We start from the raw sequence: 17,550 nt of genomic DNA, 5'->3' as shown, positions 1-17,550 counted from the left end.
GGCCACATGGCTGGTACTGATCGCAGCGCTATCAAGGTCGGTAGCGGCTATGTGGAAATCGCTCCTCGCATTGCGCGGGAAGCCCTGGCCAAGTTCCGTACGGATCTGAAGACCACCCTCGTGAAGGCGGGCGAGGAGGCCGGCAAGGGCTTCTCGCAGGCCGCGACGAAGGGCCTGTCCTCTCTACCCAAGGCCGCCGCCGCAGCGGCGAAGAAGGCCACGGCCGAGATCGAAGCCTCCGCCAAGAAGACGGCACAGTCCGTTCTCCGTGTCGAGCAGGGCCTGACGAAGCAGCTCGGCAAGGAGACCACGAAGCGGCTCCGCGACGACAAGCAGCTCGCCACGGAGCGGGGGCAACTCCACAACCAGGTGGCGCGGACCGCCAAGGAGGCCCTGGATCGCACGATGCGTGCGGAGACCCAGGCCGGGGAGCACGCCACCCGCACCCAGCAGAAGACCGAACAGGCGCGTATCCGGGAGATCGGCCAGCGCGAGCAGCGTGCCGTCGCCGCAGAGCGGGCACAGCAGACCGCCCAGCGCCAGGCCCGCGAGGAAGGCACCCGTGGTGACCGCCTGGCCGCCGACTCCAGCCGCACCATGCAGCGGCAACGGGTTCAGTCGGCCCGCGAGGCAGAGCGGGAGATCCGCGAGGAGGCCCGGCGTACCGGGCTGGCGATGCAGGCCGCCCGGCGGGCCGACCTCGAAAACCAGATCCACGCCCAGACTCAGATCTCGGCGAACCTCCGCCAGCAGATCGCGGGGTACAACCAGCACGTCCAGCGGCTTGAGGCCAACACCAATCAGTCGATCCTCCGAGTCCGCGACTCACTGAGGAAGACCGGCTCTGGGATTGACGAGGTGGGCTCATCCGCCAGTGAGGCCGGTCGCCTCATCACTCACAACCTCCTGGCCCCCCTCACCCTCGTCTCCTCGGTGCTAACCACGATCGGCGTCAAGGCCGCCGACTCGTTCAAGACCCTGGAACTCGGCCTCCAGGGCATGAAGCTGAATCAGCGCGACATCAACAACCTGTCGCGCAACATGACCAACTATGCGGTCGCCACTCCCTATTCGCTGGAGGACATGCAGAACTACTCGACGCGATTTGCGCGAGTGTTCACGTCCCATGGCTCCTCCTCCAAGGGGGCCGCGCAGAAGACCGAGCACGTCATCAAGGCGGTCGGTGACAATGCGGCAGCCTCCGGAATCCTCGACCCTCAGATGGTCGCGCGAGGTCTCTACGCCCTGACCATCATGGGTGACACGGACCGCGTGAACATGCGGAACCTGAAGCAGTTCGAGGCGTCCACCGGTATGCCGGCCGAAGAGCTGGCGACGATGATGGGCTTCGAGTCCGACAAGAAGCACAAGACGGCCTTCGCCGCGATGGCCGCTGCCATGCAGGACCCGAAGAAGTCCGGCGGTGTCTCCGGCGTCGAGTTCATCGACAAGATCATCGAGCACTGGCAGGGAAGCGACCGCGAGGGCGCCGCCGCGAAGATCGGCGCGCAAACCATCACCGGCCGTGTGCAGTCCCTTCAGGAGCGGGCGAGGCTCGGCCTCTCCGACCTGTTCATCAACCGCGGTGAGGGCGACAAGCCCAGCCAGTACACCGAACTCGGCCAGAAGCTCATGGGCGACGACGGAGTTCTGGACCAGGTCACGAAGCTCGGCTCGTCCGTCGCCAAATCAGGTGTCGCTGAAGACACGCTGAAAGCTTTCTTCGATGTGATCTCCGAGCTGACGAGCTGGGCCCAGGAGACGGTGGACTTCGTCCGGCAGCACCCGGCCATCAAGGACGCCCTCCTCATCTTCGCGAAGATCGCTGCCGTCGCGGCTCCTCTGCTCATCGGCATGGGCGTCCTGACGAAGACGGTCGGAAAGCTCACCAAGCTCGCCGGCTCCGGCCTGCGCCCTGCCGCCGCCGGGGCACGAGGTGCCCGTGGTGGTGTCCGTGCCGGGCGCCAGTTCTTCGCCGGTACGCGGTCCTGGGCGGAGGGCGGCACGTTCCGCGAGGGGTACCGCGCCAAGCGGACCGAGCTGCGGGGCGGAGACGAGCGAGGGCCGGTTCGCCGGGCCACTGACCGTGTCCGAGGCCGCAACTCGCAGGTCGAGCAGATCCAGGTGCAGACCGGTGAAGCCGAGCGTGCGCTTCGTCAGTCCGAGCAGCGCACGCAGGCGCTGCGTGACGCGCTCCAGCAGGTCAACCGGACCTCGCTCGACGGCATCGTGAACCAGCTCGCGGGCTCAGCTGGCGGCCGGTCGGTCTCGGCCGCCGCCAGCTCGGCGCAGCGTGAGGTGCGATCGGTCATCACGCAGGGCACGACTCCGCTGAACAACGAGGGCCTGGGCCGCCTCCAGGGCGAGTTCCGGCAGACGGGTACGACGGCCGAGGGCCTGAAGGGCAAGGTCTCTTCGGCGGCCCGTGAGGTGAGCCAGCTCAACGACCGGAAGCTGGTGTCCCTGCGGCTCCAGTTCGACACGACCGAGGGCACCGTCCAGGACCTCAAGGACAAGGTCCAGAATGCCGCGCTCGCGGTCTCCTCCCTCAACAAGAAGACAACCGGCGCCCTCAAGGGCCAGTTCTCGTCGCTGCGAGACGAGGTGAGCAGCACCAAGCGCTCTGTGGACTCCGCCTCCGGGCGCGTGTCCGCGCTGAACGGCAAGACCCTGTCGGGAGTCCGGTCCCAGTTCAAGGGCCTGGACAGCTCGGTCTCCGACGTGTCGAAGTCGATCGGTACGGCGAAGTCGCCCGGCTCGGTGTCCGGCCGGATCACGAACCTCAACGCCCGGTCCTTGTCCACGGTCACGGGGAAGGTCAACACGCTCAAGGCGGCCTTGAACGAGGCTGCCGAGAAGGCTGACAGGCTCGGCCGGAACATCAAGGACGTCAACGTCGCCACCGGTGTCGGTGGAGGCAGCGGCAAGGGCAAGAGCAAGGGCAAGAAGTTCGCCCAGGGCGGTGTGCTTCCCGGTTACGCACCGGGTGTGGACAACATCCCGGCGGTCCTCTCCCCCGGCGAGGCGATCCTTCGTCCGGAGGTCACGGCCCACCTGGGCGAGCACACGATCCACGCCTGGAACCAGGCCGCAGTCCGCGGCCGGCTCTCCCGCTTCGCGAAGGGCGGTGTCGCCGGAGGCCGGGGACGCGGCGGCGGCCGACGCTGGCCGTTCTCGATCCTCGACGAGCTGACCAGCAGCATCGACCTGTCCTCCGGGTTCGCGGCATTCGGGGGCGGCATCGACATGGCCGCCGCCGGTTCGAAGATCGGCGGGCAGTCCGGGTCGAACGTCCGGCGATGGGGTGCACATGCCGGCGGTGACGCGTCGGGCCGAGCAGCGAACGACCGGTTCGCGAACCTGCGCCAGTTCATGTTCTCCCGCCTTCCTGATTTCCTGAAGGCAACTCCGACAGGAATCGGAAATGTCATCGGCCTTGCGGCCGGCGCCGTTGCCCCGACTGCGGGTCAGCTCTTCTGGGATGACGTCTGGAAGGGCCAGGGGAACATCCTCCAGCGCGGAGCGAAGTTCACCAAGGACTTGCTCAGCCCGTCGAACCTCCTGGAGATGATCAAGGATCTTTTCTCGGGCGTCGCCGACATGGTGAAGGGCCTTGGCTCCCTAGCTAAGGATCTCATCACCAATCCGAAGAAGGTTCTGGACGAGGCCATATCGACCTTCACCGACCTCTTCAACGGCGTCATCGACTCTGTGAAGTCCATGATCGATCTCGTGGGCAAGATCTTGGGTAACCCATCCGAGTTCGCAGGGGAAGTCTGGGATTCTTTCTACGAGCGGGCGAAGGAAAGCCTTCCCAACACGGAGGGGCTTTTCAAGTTCGCCAGCGGCGGCATCGTCCCCGGCTATTCACCGGACGACGACCGGGTGAGGGCACTCCTCTCTCCTGGTGAGGCAGTTCTGCGCCCCGAAGCCGTAAGGGCTCTCGGAGTTCAGACCGTGATGGACCTTAACCGGAATGCGAAGCGGGGAAATCTCGGCACTTCCAAGAAGAACGAGACCTCGAAGGCGATCATCCCGGCTCCGGACGCTGAGGCGTTCGAAGACGCGGTGGACCGTATCGAGGTGTCCTTGGGGGACGGCGGCGAGGCCGTCAAGGCCATGCAGTCCCAGTTGAATTCGTCGTGGAAGGACACGGCCTCGAAGGTGCGGTCGTCGGTGGACTCCTCCATCAGGCCGGCGCTCAACCGGATGCAGCGGGAGATGGCGGGCCCCACGGCCAGCTCGCTCAAGTCCCTGACGAACACCAGCCGTTCGTCGTGGTCGTCCATTCAGGGCCAGGCGTCCACTTCTTCGCGGAACGCCATCGGGTCGATGTCGAGCTTGCAGAAGGGTGCCTCGACGGCTTCCCGGCAGGTCCGCGGATCCTTCTCCGAGATGCAGTCGGGCCTGTCCTCGCTGGAGCGGTCCTTCGATACCTCCCGCCGGAACATCGGCACGTCGATGAACAAGGTCCCCACGGCCGTGAAGTCGAACGTCCGCGAGGCGGTCAACTTCATCCAGCGGGCTATGATCAGCCCGGTCAACTCCAAGCTGCTGGCGCCCGCCAAGCTGGACAAGATCGCTGACCTGCCGAAGTACGCCGAGGGTGGAGTCCTGCCGGGCTTCGCGCCCGGACGGGACTCCATTCTTGCGGTGCTCTCGCCGGGAGAATCAATCCTGCGGCCCGAGGTGACGCGGGCTCTGGGCGCGGAGACCATCCACAGCCTCAACGGGGCTGCGATGGCCGGGCGCCTGCCTCGCTTCGCGACCGGCGGCGTCCTCTCCGCCTGGGGCAAGGCCGACGAGTCCTTCCCCGGCATGTTCGCCGACACCGCCAATCCGATCCTGAAGAAGGTGCTCGACGCCTTCTTGGATGGGATCGGTCAGGGCGACTGGGCCGGAGCGATCGGCGGAGCCGGCGCCAAGAAGAGCAAATCTGCGATATCGAAGATTCTTGAGAATCAGGACGAAAGCTTCGTCGGTGACCTGTCTGCATTTGACAGTCTTCCGGGGAATGCGGTCACCCGCTGGACTCCGCTCGTGCAGCGGGCACTCAAGGAACTCGGACTGTCCCTCAAGTACACCAACCTGATTCTTCACCGAATCCGAGTGGAGTCCGGGGGAAATCCGAAGGCCATCAACAACTGGGACATCAATGCCATCAACGGCGTTCCCAGTCAGGGCCTTATGCAGACCATTCCGCCCACGTTCGCGGCGTACGCCGGCCCGTACCGGAAGCTTGGGATCACGAATCCCCTGGCTTCCATCTACGCGGGCATCAACTACGCCACCCACCGATACGGGAAGAACTGGACCAGGGCGCTTTCGGGAACGAGTGGCTATTGGACAGGAACACTCTCTGCCTCTCCTGGTCTCAGCCTTGTCGGAGAGAACGGGCCGGAACTCATTGATTTCCGTGGAGGCGAGCGAGTCTATTCGGACCGCCGAACCCGTGACCTGCTCTCCGATCAGGACAAGCGGTACGAGATTCATATTCACGAGGCCAAATCTGAGGACACCACTCAGGCCGTTCTCCGTGCCATGCAGTACGCGGAGGCGATGTACGGCAGGTAATTGAAAAGGGAGGTTTCCTATGCCGATTCCGGCAACACGGGATCAAGTCCAAGAGGACGTGCCGAGTCCTCGGCCCATACCTCCCAAGCCGATGGACTGGGGCCTCACCTACGTTTCGATTACCGGAAGCAACGGTCAGGGGGAGGAAATCCCCCTGACCGGCTTCACCAATCGAGAGTGGCCCGCGATCTTCATGCAGGCCGGTGCGACTGGACTCGACGCGCCGCCGGTCGAGATATACACCGACGAGTCCCCCAACCTGGACGGCAGCATGTACCGCTCGTCCCGGACGGCTGCCCGCGAGGTCATGCTGCCGCTCTACCTCTACGGTATCGACCGCCGGACCCTCCGGGACCTGAAGCACAGACTGATCTCTGCGGTGAGTCCGCAGAACGGCCCCTGCATCTTGAAGTTTGTGGAAGCGGACGGCCAGCCCCGCTACCTGTCCTGCTACTACAAAGGCGGCCTCGAAGGAAATGAGGGAGGGGACAACTCTGGATTCCGCTGGATCAAGTACGGGCTCCAACTCGACGCGCTCGACCCGTATTTCTATTCCCGCAACATCCAGGTCGCCGAGTGGAGCTTCAGCGAAGGCCAAGCGTTCCTCGCCCACGGCAAGGCCCTTTACCCGCTCAGGATCTCGAAAGGCTCCCTCTCCAACTCCAAGATTCCGGTGGTGAATCCGGGAGACGTACGGGCCTGGCCAGTGTGGGAGATCAAGGGCCCGGTGAAAGCATTCCGCTTCACCAGTCCGGCCGGAGAGTCCTTCGGCATCAGCGCCCGCCCGGACGGCTCCGATGCGGTCGCCGACGGTCGGGTCCTCACCGTGGACACCCGACCCGGCTTCAAGACCCTCAAGGACGATCAAGGAATTAATTACTGGCCGCTGCTCGACGCCAACCCCTCGCTGTGGTCGATCCCTTCGGGGAAGTCCACGGCCGGTGTCGAGCTGGTGGCGGGTGCCGGCTCGGCCTCCCTCCGGTTGTCGCTGCGGCCTCGCTACGAGACGTACTGAGGCGAGGTGCGCATGGGATACCGAGTGGAGGTTCGTGACCGGAACCTGAACCGAATCGGGGAAGTGGACACGTGGATCAAGCTCGACCTGGTGATTCGGTTCTGCCAGGTCGGCACGTGGCAGCTCCTCATCAAGGACGGCACCGCGCAGGCACAGCTCTTCGACAAGGGCGGCGGGATCGTCGTCTGGCAGGACGGCGTGATCCGGCCTGTGTTCTCCGGGCAGATCGAGTCCTTCCAGAAGTACTGGACGACGCAGCAGCACACCGCGGAAGGTTCCCTCTACATCGCGGGGAAGTGCGACAACCAACTCGCGTACGACCGCTTGGCGTTTCCCGAGCCGACGTTGCCCATCGCCCAGCAGTACAAGGGCAAGGACACCCGTGCCGTGACCGGCAAGGCCGGTAGGGCCCTGTGGGACGAGTTCAACAAGGGCTTCGGCCCTGGCTCCCTGGCCGACCGGAGGGTGGCCGGCGTGGACCTGGGCACTGCCCCGTCCATCGGCCAGGACGTGTCCGCGTCCCTGCGGTACGACGTGATCGGCACGACGGCCGAGGACTGGTGCGCCAACAAGGACATCGGCTACCGGTTCGTCTACAGCCCGGACTCAAAGAAGATCGAGCTGGACATCTTCACTCCTCGGGACAAGTCGAAGGAGATCCGCTTCGCCAAGGAGCTGGGGAATCTCCGGGAGTTCGTCTACACGCTGTCCGCGCCCCGGACCACGCGCGTCGTGGTTGCCTGCCAAGGCGAAGGCAAGGAGCGCTACGTCTTCCAGAAGATCGACGCCCAAGCAGAGGCCGAGTGGGGTGTCAAGCGCGAGCAGTTCGTTGACCGCCGGGACCTCGCGTTGAAGACGGACCCCGCCACCGGAAAGCCGGTGAAGAACTCCTCGGACATGACGGACGCAGAATTCGAGACCGCGAAGAAGGCAGTCGTGGAAGCTGCGGACTCCGCCCTCAAGGAGGGCGAGAAGAACGGAAATTTCCAGATCTACCCGATCGATACTCCTCAGTGCATGTTCGGCCGGGATTACTTCGTCGGCGACATCGTGACTGTCGCCACCGATGGCACCGAGTACGTAGATGTCGTCCGCGAGGTCAACATCTCCGTTGAAGACGGAGGAAAGGTAACTGTCACTCCGAAGGTCGGCGAGCAAGGAACAGGCGAGCCTCTGAACCTATACAAGAACGTATGGGAAATGCGGGAAAAGCTCCGAAAGCTGGAAGCGAGAATGTGAAATGGCTGAGATTAGTTACCCTTTCGCCGAGACCAATGAGTCTGGCGGATCCCAGATGGTCTCCCAGGTCCAGTGGCAGGCAATGGCCAGCATGTGGGGCGGGGACCGTGTCGATTTCACTCTCGCCTCCGAGTCGTACTCCGGCTCCGTCCTCCCCTTTGCTTCTCGCGTCATCAACGGCCGGGCGGTTGAGGTCAAGCCGGGCAGGGCCTGGGTGGGCGGCTTCTACTACCAGCTGACTGCCGCAGCCACCGTGACGATCGAGGCCAACCCCACGGACAAGGCCCGCAAGGACACGATCGTGCTCCGGGCCGACGTGGTGAAGGGCTCGGTGAACCTGGCCGCGGTCAAGGGCCAGCCTTCTGCCTCCCCAATAGCGCCGCAGCCGCAGCGCAACGCCGGCCAGGTCTGGGAGATGGTCCTGTACGAGGTGGACGTGCCTGCGAAGGACGGGGCGATATCCCCCGTTAGCCGGATGCCCTTCAAGATGCCTCCCGCTATCTCGACGCCGTGGAACACGCGAGCCTCGGGCACCTTTCAGCAGGTCGGCACCTTCCTCTACGACCTCGACAACAACGGTGGCGATACCCAATATGAGGCATTTAACGGTCGCGATGGGTACGTAATCACTCGCCACTTTGGCAAGTCCCGCCCCTATACGCCTTCTCTGGTGAATGCGAAGTCCGTACCGTCCTCGGGCCTCACACTCACCGGGCGATGGCGCTGGGTCGCACCCAACGTTGTCTACTTCTCGGTGAACATTAACAACACCACCACGAAGCCGATCGAGAACACCGGAGGCACTACTGCCCTCGGATTCAAACTGCCACAGACAGCGAACGGCGACACTGGCCAGATTTTCACTGGTTTTCTGCGGAACCCAAATTACAACTCTGGCCTACCGAACTTCATGGACATCCAGGGCTACTGCTTCAAGGGCAATGGCGCGCAGCACGTGACTATGTACGTCCCCAACGTCGCCTCCCTCAAGGAGGGCCTGGACACGCTCCGAGTCATCCCCGCCAAGTCGGAGATCGCCTTCTCCGGGATGTACGAGGCGAACATCTTCGGCTGATGAATTAAATAAAAAGGAGGGTGCTCATGGCACGAAATCTCTACGGCGGCACAGCCTCCGACGTGGCCGAGGACATCGACGGCAAGCGCGTGCCCGGGGCCGTGGGGACGGTCTGGGACGGCCCCTCGGACGGTGCGGTGCAGATCACCGACCTGACCGACGCCGACGGCGTCCCGATCATCCAGCTCGTTGCCGACAACCGCGGGTTCATCCCCGCCTTCTACGGCCCGCCCGACGACACCGAGCGCGTCTGGGTGGACTTCGGTGTCGGCAAGGTGGCCCTGGTCTCCGTGACCGTGGGCGAACGGCTGAAGGGGCACCAGCAGGCCCTTGACCCGCACCAAGACCGGGCCTACACGGATGAACGCCTGGTCAACTACATGTCGGTGAGCGGTGGCGAGCTGCCCATGCCGGCTGGGCGACGCTGGCTCTCGGCCATCGTGCCGGACACAGCCGACACCTCGGGCTACGTTCTGTACCTGAAGACCGCGAGCGGGGTGGAGAAGACCCGCATTCGCAACAGCGGTGCGATCTACCTGGACACCTTGGGCAAGAAGTCCCCGCTGTGCATCGGCGCGGCCGACTTCTCCTCGGCTACCCCCGTGATCAACGTCGTGAACGGTCCTGCCTCCCCGGCCTCGGACCTCTCCCTGTTCCAGGTGATGGGCGACGGCACAGTGAACACCAAGGGCCCGATCAACGCCGCGAACATCGGAACCAGCCGCGTCTTCAGCGGCCCCAACGCACCTGCTTCTCCGAAGCCGGGGGATGTGTGGGTGCAGTATGCCTAACCAGGTCAAGGTCTGGGACGGCTCGTCCTGGGTGAACCAGACCTCTAAGGTCTGGGACGGGAAGACCTGGGCCACGAAGCCTCCGCTGTACTGGGACGGGGCCGAGTGGATGCCCTCGGCCCCAGCTCCCCGCGAGTTCCCCTCGTTCGTGGCGAGCACGAAGGGGGCGTACTCGAAGAAGGACACCGCCGAGCTGGCGCTGCCAGCAGGCACCCGGACCAACGACTTCGTGGTCTCCGTATGCGCCCAGCAGTCCGGCGAGCCGCGCGTTCCCCGACTGATCGAGCCGCCCGGCGTCGTGCCGGCCGTCTTCACCTTCCCGTCCGGCCTGCGCCTGCACGTAGCCGCGTGGCCGTGGGATCCAAGCCGGGGGGCGAAGACCCGGTGGGACGTGACCGGCAGTCCCAACACGGTGTTGATGAACCTCACCTACCGGTACGGCAACATCCACAGCCCCGGTTCACCGGTCTCCGGCATCACCGAGCACCACGGCGTGAACAAGGTCCCTCTCATGCCTGCTCAGCAGTTCACCGCGCTCTACATCGCCCTGGCAGCCTCCGACGCGCTGACTGGCTTCGCCTGGCCGCAGGGCTTCAACCCGCGCAGCCAGCATCTCGGCGCCTTCGGCCAGGAACAGGTCAGCCTCCTCGCCGCGGATACTCCCGGCGGCACTGGGTCCCCCGGCGAACTCGCGCTCGACGCGACGGTGAAGGACGCAGCCGTCTTCCTGGTGACCATCCCTGGACAGGGCGACGGACACCCGACGTGGATTCTGGGCGATTCCACCAACTCAACACTGAACACGACGACTTACGCGGGGTGACCATGCTGCCCACTATCAGGTCCTGGAGCGCCCGGGAAGTCGTGGCTCACGAGAAGCTGAACGAGCAGATCCGGGACATTCATTCGTTCCTCCTCGATCCGCCCTTCATCGCCCTCAAGCGGACGACGGCGCTGAAGATCACCGGCGGGTCCATGCAGAAGGTTCCGTGGGAGGCCGCTGACGCGGTCGGCATCACGATGAACAAGAGCGGCAGCACCATCCCGAGCGTCACCGTCACGCAGGCCGGCATGTACTACGCCGCATTCAGCCTGTGCGGTCAGCCCTCGGACGTCTCCCACTTCATGATCGACATCTGCGTCAACGGGGCGCGCGTGCTGCGAGGCGTGACCAGCGCGGAGGACAGCGGCTATCAGGACACCGCGTACTGCGCAGGGACTCTTCACCTTCGGGCGAACGACATCATCACGACTGAGGTGTACGTGACACCAAACCGCACCGCGGTTTTCACGGACGGGGCCTGGATGACGTCTGCCAGCGCCCTCCAGCTCTGCTGGAAGGGGTTGTACTGATGGCGACGACTCCAGCAACTTGGACGGCCGACGAGCACCTGGATCCCGCGCACCTCAACTCCCGGATCACAGACGTCAACATCGACCTGGCGAAGCCGCCGTACGCCACCCTGTGGGGCTCCCCCTCGTACACGTACACCGGGGCCAGCTCGGTCGGCGGCATCCGCTTCACCAGCTCCCTCGCCGACCGGATGACCGTGACCACCAGCGGTTCGAACAAGGCAGGCGTGAAGGTGGCCGAGGCTGGCTGGTACTCCATCGAACTGACCACGACAGCCGAAGTAGGTGGGGGCACGCCCGACTCGCACTTCATCGTGTTCATCACGGTCAATGGGACGTTCGTGGGCCGTGGCATTGTCACGGCCCGCAACGCCTACCAGCAGACCGCGTTCGTACACCGGCTGCTCGACCTGAAGGCCGGCGACGTGATCACGGCGAGCGTGTTCACCGACAAGGGGCGGGTCGTCACCTTCGGGTCGTCCGAGGCGATGTCCGCTGGGTGCCGACTCTCGGTCTTGCGGGTCAGCAGCAGTCCTTGGTCGAGCCCACCCGCGCTTCCCGCACTCAAGTCGTGGCAGCTCCGCGAGCTAGTCACGGCGGAAGCGTTCAACCAGCAGGTTCGGGACGTACAGAAGTGGTTGCGGAACCCTCCGCTTTTCACTGCTGCCCGCACGAAGAGCGTGACCGTCAGCGGAGGTACCGCGGTGAACCTGCCGTGGAACACGGCGGACCTCAATGGCTTCATCGCCGTAAAGAACTCATCTGGTGAAATCACTGGTTTCTCACCGAAGACTGCGGGCCGCTATCTGATTCACGGGCAGGTCTGCGGAAAGCTCGACAAGTCCCTGGGGCACCTATGCCTCTACCTGAAGGTGAACGGGACCACCAAGGGAATGGGAGTCGCCCAGTACGAGAATGCCGCTTACATGGATAGCGCCATGAGCAGCGTAATCGTCAGCCTGCGAACTTCCGATGTTATCTCTACCGACGTCTACGTCTCTTCAGGCCGCGTCGGGAACATCACCGGCACAGCAGAACAGCAGTTGGCCTCAGGGTTCCTGGGCTACCGGATTGGGGCTTAATGATGTCGCCCACCGAAATCTTCGGATACGCCGGCACGGCCGCCTCGGTCGTAGCGGCTTTCGTTCTGGTCAAAGCCGCGTGGCACACGCAGACCTCGAAGGTCTGGAAGGAGGAGGCCGAAGCCCAGCGCACACGCGCTGACCGGCTCCAGGCCGACATGGAGGAGGTCAAGGAGCGGCTGGCCCGCATCGAGGCAGAGAACCAGCGCTTGATCCAGCTCCTCACCGCGCTCGATCCCGAGCGGGTGACTTCTCTCCGACGCTGATCCATCCGCATTACTCGTACGCCGGTCTCGGACCGGCTTTTTTCATGCCCGAAAGGGGGCAGCATGAGTCAGGCTTCCAAGGTAATTTCCGTGGCCTCCGCCGAGGTCGGTTACCGCGCGCAGCGCGCGCCGGGCGAACGGCCGAGCGGTCACCAGAAGTACAGCGGCCAGGTGCCGGGTCTTGAGTGGAGTAACTACCAGCCGTGGTGTGCAACTTGGGTGAGCTGGGTTGCGATGAAGGCTGGTGTCGCCAGCCTCTTCCCGCGAACCGCGAGCGTATTCACCGCCATGAGCTGGTTTAAGCAAAAGGGCCGTTGGAGTGAGTACCCGGCGATCGGTGCCCAGGTTATCTACGGCACGTCTGGCAGCACCCACACAGGTATTTGCTACGCGTACGACTCGAAATACATCTACACAGTCGAGGGAAATACCAGCCTGACAAACGACGCCAACGGCAATGGCGTTATGAAGCGCAAGCGTCTCCGCCGGGATGCCTACGTGCACGGCTACGGATACCCGAAGTACAGCGAGGGCGTCACAACCGCCGACCCGTCGAAGAAGGGCAAGCCCGGCTTCCACTACAAGACGACGGTATCCGCGCCAGCCTCCAGCTCGGGCGGCAGTTCGAAGCCGTCGAGCGGCAAGACGAAGAGCGTCGTCGTGCGGGCCGGCCAGTCCCTCGCAACCATCGCGGCTGCTGCGGGAGTCTCCCTCGCGACAGTGATCGGCCTCAACCCGCAGATCAAGAACCCGAACCTGATCCACCCCGGCGAGAAGGTGAAGGTCCCCGAGAAGGCCCCGGCGAAGCCCAAGCCGTCGAAGCCGAAGACACCCGCGTTCCCCGGCACCTCGAAGTTCCGGTCCGGGCAGGTGAACGAGCACGTCACGCGGCTCGGTGAGGCCCTGGTGAAGAGGGGCTACGGACGCTTCTACGCGATCGGTCCGGGTCCGCGGTGGACCGACGCCGACCGCAACGCGGTGCGGGCCTTCCAGAAGGCGCAGGGCTGGCGCGGGAGCGAGGCCGATGGCTACCCGGGGCCCGACACCTGGCAGCGGCTCATGCAGTAGCCCCTCTGGCCAGCCCGTTCCATTTCCTCAAGAGGGGTGCACATAATGAATCAATTCATCAAGGACCACGGTGTCCGGCTCTTCGCGGCCCTGGCCGCGCTGGTGCCTCTGCTCGTGACCCGGTTCCCGGACGTGCCGTGGGAGGCCCTGGTCGCGACGGCCGCCACGCTGCTCGGTGTCGGTGAGTTTGCCCAGCGGCACGAGAACACCAAGACGAACGCGGCTCTGCACGAGGACTCCCCGAGGGACCGTGCGACCGAGCTGCAAGCAGAGCTGACCGCCATCGAGGCCGGTCTGAAGACTGAGGTGTAGGGGTACATCTCGGGTTCGAGAGAGAGTCCACGACGAGTGGACAAACAAGAAATGGGCCCCCGGCCTCCCTTCGCGGGAGGCCGGGGGCCCTTTCGTCATTCCGTGCCGGCCGACCCAGTGCCCGCCTCGCCGACCGCTGACGGCGTTCGCTACTCGTCCCGCGCCTTCGTCACCTTGCTCTTCTCCGCGACGCTGACCATGCGCAGCTCACCATGCGGGATGAAGGCCACGAGCCCCATCCCTTGCTGCTCGTTCTTCCGGCCACTGAACGCCAAGCCGTGTTCATCAACATCAAGTCGCCTCGCCTGGATCTCAGTCGAGGTGCCATCGCGGAAGATGACGACATACGTGGCTACGGCGGATGAGGTCGAGAGGTACCTGGTCACGCCTTCTCCCCTCCGTCCCGCCCGGCCGGCGAGTTCGTGGTGTCTCCCATGTGCGTCCTTCCTGTGAAGCACCGCTCGTCAGCGTACGTGGGCGGTGCGTCCTTCCAGATTCCGTCTCGCCACTTCAGGGCGAGTGACCAGTAGCGCCCCCGCACGAAGCAGGGGCGGGGGCGCTGCTGGGGCATGTCGAGTGGGCTCACTGGTCGGCCGGGGTGAAGCTGGTCCGGTCGTGGTTGAGCCAGCCGAGGATGGCTGTGCGCTGGAGGTTCCAGACCACCCAACCCGCTTCGGAGTGGTCTCCGAGCCAGCCTTCCGTCAGCACACCACGTCGCGCGGGCGCCTTCGGTGTGGGGGGCTCGTCGTCCTCCTGGCCCTCGTCCAGCTCGGGCCCCCGGCCGCGTATGGCCTGGGCGTAGCCCGTAGCGGTGAGCGTGCCGCTCTCGTCGGTCTCTGCTTCCTCGGTCTGGCTGTCGGCCTCATCCGGGGCAACGGACCACCAGATCGCGGTCTGCCATGACGGGCACAGCAGCGTCTCTCCGGTCTCGGCGTCGCGGACTTCGTAGCGGTGCTCGTCGGGGTTGTGGACGATGCGGGCGAGCGTGTTCTGCGTCGGCTCAGCTGACCGCTTGCCGCCCTTGCCGCCGAAGAGCACCCGCACGTTCAGCTCCGTCGAGGCGCGCATTCCGGGGATCTTGCCGAGCGGGGTGTTCTGCCACTCTCCGACCTGGGGCGGTCGGGCGCTCTCGATCGAACCGGCATCGGGGAAGAGCGTGACCCACGTCGAGCGCTGGCTGGTGCTCGTGCCGGCCAGCCCGACGAACAGCCTCCACCCCTTCGCCCGTCTTCCGTTGCGCTGCGCTGTGACGGGTTTCGGCGGGGCAAGGAGGGTGCCGACGCGGGTCACGTCGTGCCCTCGGGTGTCCACCCCTTTTGCTGTCACGTAGTCGCCCTCGGTGAAGTGGGTCAGTGTGTCCTTCAGGTCGGCGGTCATGCGTTGCTTCCTTCCTTTCGCGGTACGGGGCCGCTCGCGCTCGGGGATGTCGTCAAGCACGTGCAGGCCGGGGGCGTGGACGGTGCCGGTGCACACGTCGCAGTCGCAGTCGTGGCAGCACAGGCGGCACGTCAGCTCGTCGCAGTACGGGTCCGGGCCGTGCCAGTGGTGCTCGGGATCGGGGTCGGGGCAGTTCCACTCCGCGCAGGAGCGGTCCAAGCCCCTTGGGTGCACCAGGTGTTCGCGCGTTCCGGGGAGGCCGTGGGCCACCGGGACACCAGGGCAAGGGGTGCGGGGTCGGCCAACCGCCTCTTGGGTGAGGAAGGCGGCACGGCACCGCAAACACTGAACGCGGCCCTCGGGCCGCGTTCGTACGTCGTGCTTCATGGTCCGGTCAGATGGTCAGCAGGTGGGCAAGCGGGTTCGACGGGGCCACGGGCTCCTTCGGCTTCGGCTGGGCCTGCTTCTTGGGCTGCTGCTTCGGCGCCGAGCTGGCCGTGCGTTTCCGGGCGGGCTTCGGCTCCGCGGGCTCGACTACGCGGAGCGTGGGCCGGGCGGGGGCTCCCTCGGGGGTCTCCTCCTTTGTCTGGTCCTCGCCGCTCTGCACCAGGCGGTAGAGGATGGTCGGAGCCCCGCGGCCTCCCTTCTTCACCTTCTCGATCACCACGTCTTCCATCTCTTCCACCAGGGCCTTGAGACCGGCCGCGTTGACGCGGCTCTGCACCTTCGGCTGAAGGACGTTCGACGGGGCTTCGCCGCCGTTGGCGATCAGGGTTTCCCGGATGATCTCCGTGACCGGCTTGAGCGTGCGCTTCGGGGTGGCGGCGTCCTTCACCAACTTCTCGACGCTGGCCATGGAGTACTGCACGAACTCCCACGCCGCTTCGAGCGCCTTCTTCGTGATCTTCGTCTTCATCTCGGCGGCCGTGAGCACGGCCGCGACGCGGACCACCTGCTCGGCGGTCCGTTCCAGGTAGCAGGAGAGGGATTCGGGAAGCTCGACCATGCGGTCTTCGATGACCGACCGAAGTTCGTCGTACCGCTTGCCCGCGTCCTTGTTGAAGGACATCACCCGCGTCTTCTGCTGCGCCCAGCGGTACGCCTTTGTCAGTTCCGGGGAGCCTTCGACGTTGGGCACGTGGTCGTACGGCAGCATCTTCGACCGCTCGACCAGGACAGGGAGGATGCGGTTGAAGGACCCGCCCAGGGCCTCGTCCGAGGAGACGTACTTGGCCCACTCGCCGGGTGTGATGTGAACGTGGAAACCGAGCAGCGGCCGGTACACCTCCTGTACCGCGTCGGCGCCCTTCCCCTTCGTGGTGTTCGAGATCATCTTCCCGTCCCACGCGGTCCGGAGCTGCTGGGAGAAGGTGGGGCAGCGCCGCGACCGCTTCAGGATCGATGCCCACTCCTCCTCGATGATCAGGGCCCGACCGTCCACCCCGTTCTCGCTCCCCATGGTGTCCATCTCCAGGTTCCACAGGTGGTTGACCAGAGACGGGCCCGAGGAGATACCCGAGACGATCCGGGCCCCGAGGAATCCGCCGATGCTGGGGTCCATCACTCCGCGTGCGGTCCCGAGCGCGTATCCCTTGCGGCCGATAGCGGAACGGCCGGCGAGCGCGGTCCACACGACCACCGGGCGCCCGGACTCCATCTGGACGTGGCCGTTGATGGCTGCGGAGAACAGGGAGAGGGAGGCCGCGAAGACCCCGATGGGGTCGGCCTCGCTGTGCGGCATCGCGCGCTTCACGGCCGCGCCGATCGGGCCGTAGCTCATGGCGTCGAACTTCATGGTGTCCCTCTCAAACAGCCTGGGCGGACCGCGCGGGGGCGGTGGTGATCTTGCGCTGGGTCTTGGGCAGCGCGCCGGACGGCGTGAACTTCCCGGCGGCGATGCAGCGGCCGAACGTGCGAGGGCCGGTGGCGTCGAGGACGGGCGTCCCGTGCTCCTCGGCCTCCCGGACCTTGTGGGAGGCGGGGCGCGTGCCGCAGATGATCAGTTCCGTGTCCGCGTCCACGTGCCCGGTGACTCGGTAGCCCAGCCGACCGGCCGCTTCGCGGGCCTCCTCGGCGGTGTAACCCCGGATGTTCCCGGTGATGACCACGGTCGGCCTGGGGTCCGGCTCGGGCTCCTGGTGGGCCTTCTTGAACAGGTCGGCGAAGTAGGTCGCGAACTTCTCGTGGTGCGTCTGGCACAGGTGGTAGACCATCGCCCCCACCCGAATCACATCGACCGCTCTTTCGTCCTGGCCGATCTCAATGCAGGCGTCGCAGCTATCGTCCACGATGCGGATTTCCTTTCGGGCCATGCTCAGTCCCCTTTCGTGTGAGCACTCATGGCAAAGGCGCGCATGAAAAAGGCGGCTCACCGGTGGTGGCCGCTCGGCTTCCTGCT

The 17,550-nt window shown here is 65.3% G+C and carries 14 protein-coding genes and 2 pseudogenes; 12 read left to right on the top strand and 4 right to left on the bottom strand.

Annotation, left to right across the window (positions count from 1 at the left end; genetic code table 11):
- Nucleotides 1-6: 6 nt before the first annotated feature.
- The 12 genes and pseudogenes from ACF1BH_RS21355 to ACF1BH_RS21300 all read left to right on the top strand — a co-directional run bounded on the left by ACF1BH_RS21355 (nucleotide 7) and on the right by ACF1BH_RS21300 (nucleotide 13,775).
- On the top strand, nucleotides 7-5,574 hold the full coding sequence (locus ACF1BH_RS21355; RefSeq protein WP_391644373.1) for a transglycosylase SLT domain-containing protein: 5,568 nt from the start codon (nucleotides 7-9) through the stop codon (nucleotides 5,572-5,574).
- A gap of 91 nt (nucleotides 5,575-5,665) precedes the next feature.
- Entirely contained in the window at nucleotides 5,666-6,589 is a 924-nt protein-coding gene (locus ACF1BH_RS21350) for a phage tail domain-containing protein (RefSeq protein ID WP_391644371.1), read from the top strand.
- A gap of 12 nt (nucleotides 6,590-6,601) precedes the next feature.
- The gene (locus ACF1BH_RS21345; protein WP_391644369.1) at nucleotides 6,602-7,828 is read left to right on the top strand and encodes a siphovirus ReqiPepy6 Gp37-like family protein; all 1,227 of its coding nucleotides are present in this window, start codon (nucleotides 6,602-6,604) and stop codon (nucleotides 7,826-7,828) included.
- A 1-nt stretch (nucleotide 7,829) separates the two neighbouring features.
- On the top strand, nucleotides 7,830-8,903 hold the full coding sequence (locus ACF1BH_RS21340) for a hypothetical protein (RefSeq protein WP_391644367.1): 1,074 nt from the start codon (nucleotides 7,830-7,832) through the stop codon (nucleotides 8,901-8,903).
- Between the two features lie 26 nt (nucleotides 8,904-8,929).
- Entirely contained in the window at nucleotides 8,930-9,694 is a 765-nt protein-coding gene (locus ACF1BH_RS21335; protein WP_391644365.1) for a hypothetical protein, read from the top strand.
- Entirely contained in the window at nucleotides 9,687-10,517 is an 831-nt protein-coding gene (locus tag ACF1BH_RS21330; protein ID WP_391644363.1) for a hypothetical protein, read from the top strand. Before ACF1BH_RS21335 ends, ACF1BH_RS21330 begins: the two co-directional genes overlap by 8 nt.
- Nucleotides 10,518-10,558: 41 nt before the next feature.
- Nucleotides 10,559-11,047 (top strand): hypothetical protein, encoded by a 489-nt coding sequence (locus tag ACF1BH_RS21325; RefSeq protein ID WP_391644361.1) that lies wholly within the window; start codon nucleotides 10,559-10,561, stop codon nucleotides 11,045-11,047.
- A complete protein-coding gene (locus tag ACF1BH_RS21320; RefSeq protein ID WP_391644359.1) occupies nucleotides 11,047-12,129 on the top strand; it encodes a hypothetical protein in 1,083 nt (360 codons plus the stop codon). Before ACF1BH_RS21325 ends, ACF1BH_RS21320 begins: the two co-directional genes overlap by 1 nt.
- Entirely contained in the window at nucleotides 12,129-12,395 is a 267-nt protein-coding gene (locus tag ACF1BH_RS21315) for a hypothetical protein (protein WP_391644357.1), read from the top strand. The genes ACF1BH_RS21320 and ACF1BH_RS21315 overlap by 1 nt, the downstream gene beginning before the upstream one ends.
- A gap of 63 nt (nucleotides 12,396-12,458) precedes the next feature.
- Nucleotides 12,459-13,172, top strand: a pseudogene (locus ACF1BH_RS21310) (CHAP domain-containing protein); the annotation flags it as partial.
- Between the two features lie 54 nt (nucleotides 13,173-13,226).
- Nucleotides 13,227-13,463: pseudogene (locus tag ACF1BH_RS21305) on the top strand (peptidoglycan-binding protein); the annotation flags it as partial.
- Between the two features lie 45 nt (nucleotides 13,464-13,508).
- Nucleotides 13,509-13,775: a hypothetical protein gene (locus ACF1BH_RS21300; protein ID WP_391644355.1), complete on the top strand. Its 267-nt coding sequence runs from the start codon at nucleotides 13,509-13,511 to the stop codon at nucleotides 13,773-13,775.
- A 149-nt stretch (nucleotides 13,776-13,924) separates the two neighbouring features.
- Here ACF1BH_RS21300 and ACF1BH_RS21295 read toward each other — a convergent pair whose 3' ends face one another.
- The 4 genes from ACF1BH_RS21295 to ACF1BH_RS21280 form a co-directional block, all read right to left on the bottom strand.
- The gene (locus tag ACF1BH_RS21295) at nucleotides 13,925-14,161 is read right to left on the bottom strand and encodes a hypothetical protein (protein WP_391644353.1); all 237 of its coding nucleotides are present in this window, start codon (nucleotides 14,159-14,161) and stop codon (nucleotides 13,925-13,927) included.
- A 196-nt stretch (nucleotides 14,162-14,357) separates the two neighbouring features.
- The gene (locus ACF1BH_RS21290; RefSeq protein WP_391644351.1) at nucleotides 14,358-15,371 is read right to left on the bottom strand and encodes a hypothetical protein; all 1,014 of its coding nucleotides are present in this window, start codon (nucleotides 15,369-15,371) and stop codon (nucleotides 14,358-14,360) included.
- Nucleotides 15,372-15,546: 175 nt separating this feature from the next.
- Nucleotides 15,547-16,947: a DUF3987 domain-containing protein gene (locus ACF1BH_RS21285; RefSeq protein WP_391644349.1), complete on the bottom strand. Its 1,401-nt coding sequence runs from the start codon at nucleotides 16,945-16,947 to the stop codon at nucleotides 15,547-15,549.
- A 10-nt stretch (nucleotides 16,948-16,957) separates the two neighbouring features.
- Nucleotides 16,958-17,464: a hypothetical protein gene (locus ACF1BH_RS21280; RefSeq protein WP_391644347.1), complete on the bottom strand. Its 507-nt coding sequence runs from the start codon at nucleotides 17,462-17,464 to the stop codon at nucleotides 16,958-16,960.
- Nucleotides 17,465-17,550: the final 86 nt, after the last annotated feature.

It is taken from the genome of Streptomyces sp. NPDC014733 (genome assembly GCF_043083385.1).
Lineage (GTDB): Bacteria > Actinomycetota > Actinomycetes > Streptomycetales > Streptomycetaceae > Streptomyces.
This window is presented reverse-complemented; position numbering and strand designations above follow the sequence as displayed.

Coding starts and splice junctions, on each gene's coding strand:
- ACF1BH_RS21300 (WP_391644355.1), top strand. CDS start 13,509: ATGAATCAATTCATCAAGGACCACGGTGTCCGGCTCTTCGCGGCCCTG.
- ACF1BH_RS21320 (WP_391644359.1), top strand. CDS start 11,047: ATGGCGACGACTCCAGCAACTTGGACGGCCGACGAGCACCTGGATCCC.
- ACF1BH_RS21280 (WP_391644347.1), bottom strand. CDS start 17,464: ATGGCCCGAAAGGAAATCCGCATCGTGGACGATAGCTGCGACGCCTGC.
- ACF1BH_RS21330 (WP_391644363.1), top strand. CDS start 9,687: ATGCCTAACCAGGTCAAGGTCTGGGACGGCTCGTCCTGGGTGAACCAG.
- ACF1BH_RS21315 (WP_391644357.1), top strand. CDS start 12,129: ATGATGTCGCCCACCGAAATCTTCGGATACGCCGGCACGGCCGCCTCG.
- ACF1BH_RS21335 (WP_391644365.1), top strand. CDS start 8,930: ATGGCACGAAATCTCTACGGCGGCACAGCCTCCGACGTGGCCGAGGAC.
- ACF1BH_RS21345 (WP_391644369.1), top strand. CDS start 6,602: ATGGGATACCGAGTGGAGGTTCGTGACCGGAACCTGAACCGAATCGGG.
- ACF1BH_RS21285 (WP_391644349.1), bottom strand. CDS start 16,947: ATGAAGTTCGACGCCATGAGCTACGGCCCGATCGGCGCGGCCGTGAAG.
- ACF1BH_RS21355 (WP_391644373.1), top strand. CDS start 7: ATGGCTGGTACTGATCGCAGCGCTATCAAGGTCGGTAGCGGCTATGTG.
- ACF1BH_RS21350 (WP_391644371.1), top strand. CDS start 5,666: ATGGACTGGGGCCTCACCTACGTTTCGATTACCGGAAGCAACGGTCAG.
- ACF1BH_RS21340 (WP_391644367.1), top strand. CDS start 7,830: ATGGCTGAGATTAGTTACCCTTTCGCCGAGACCAATGAGTCTGGCGGA.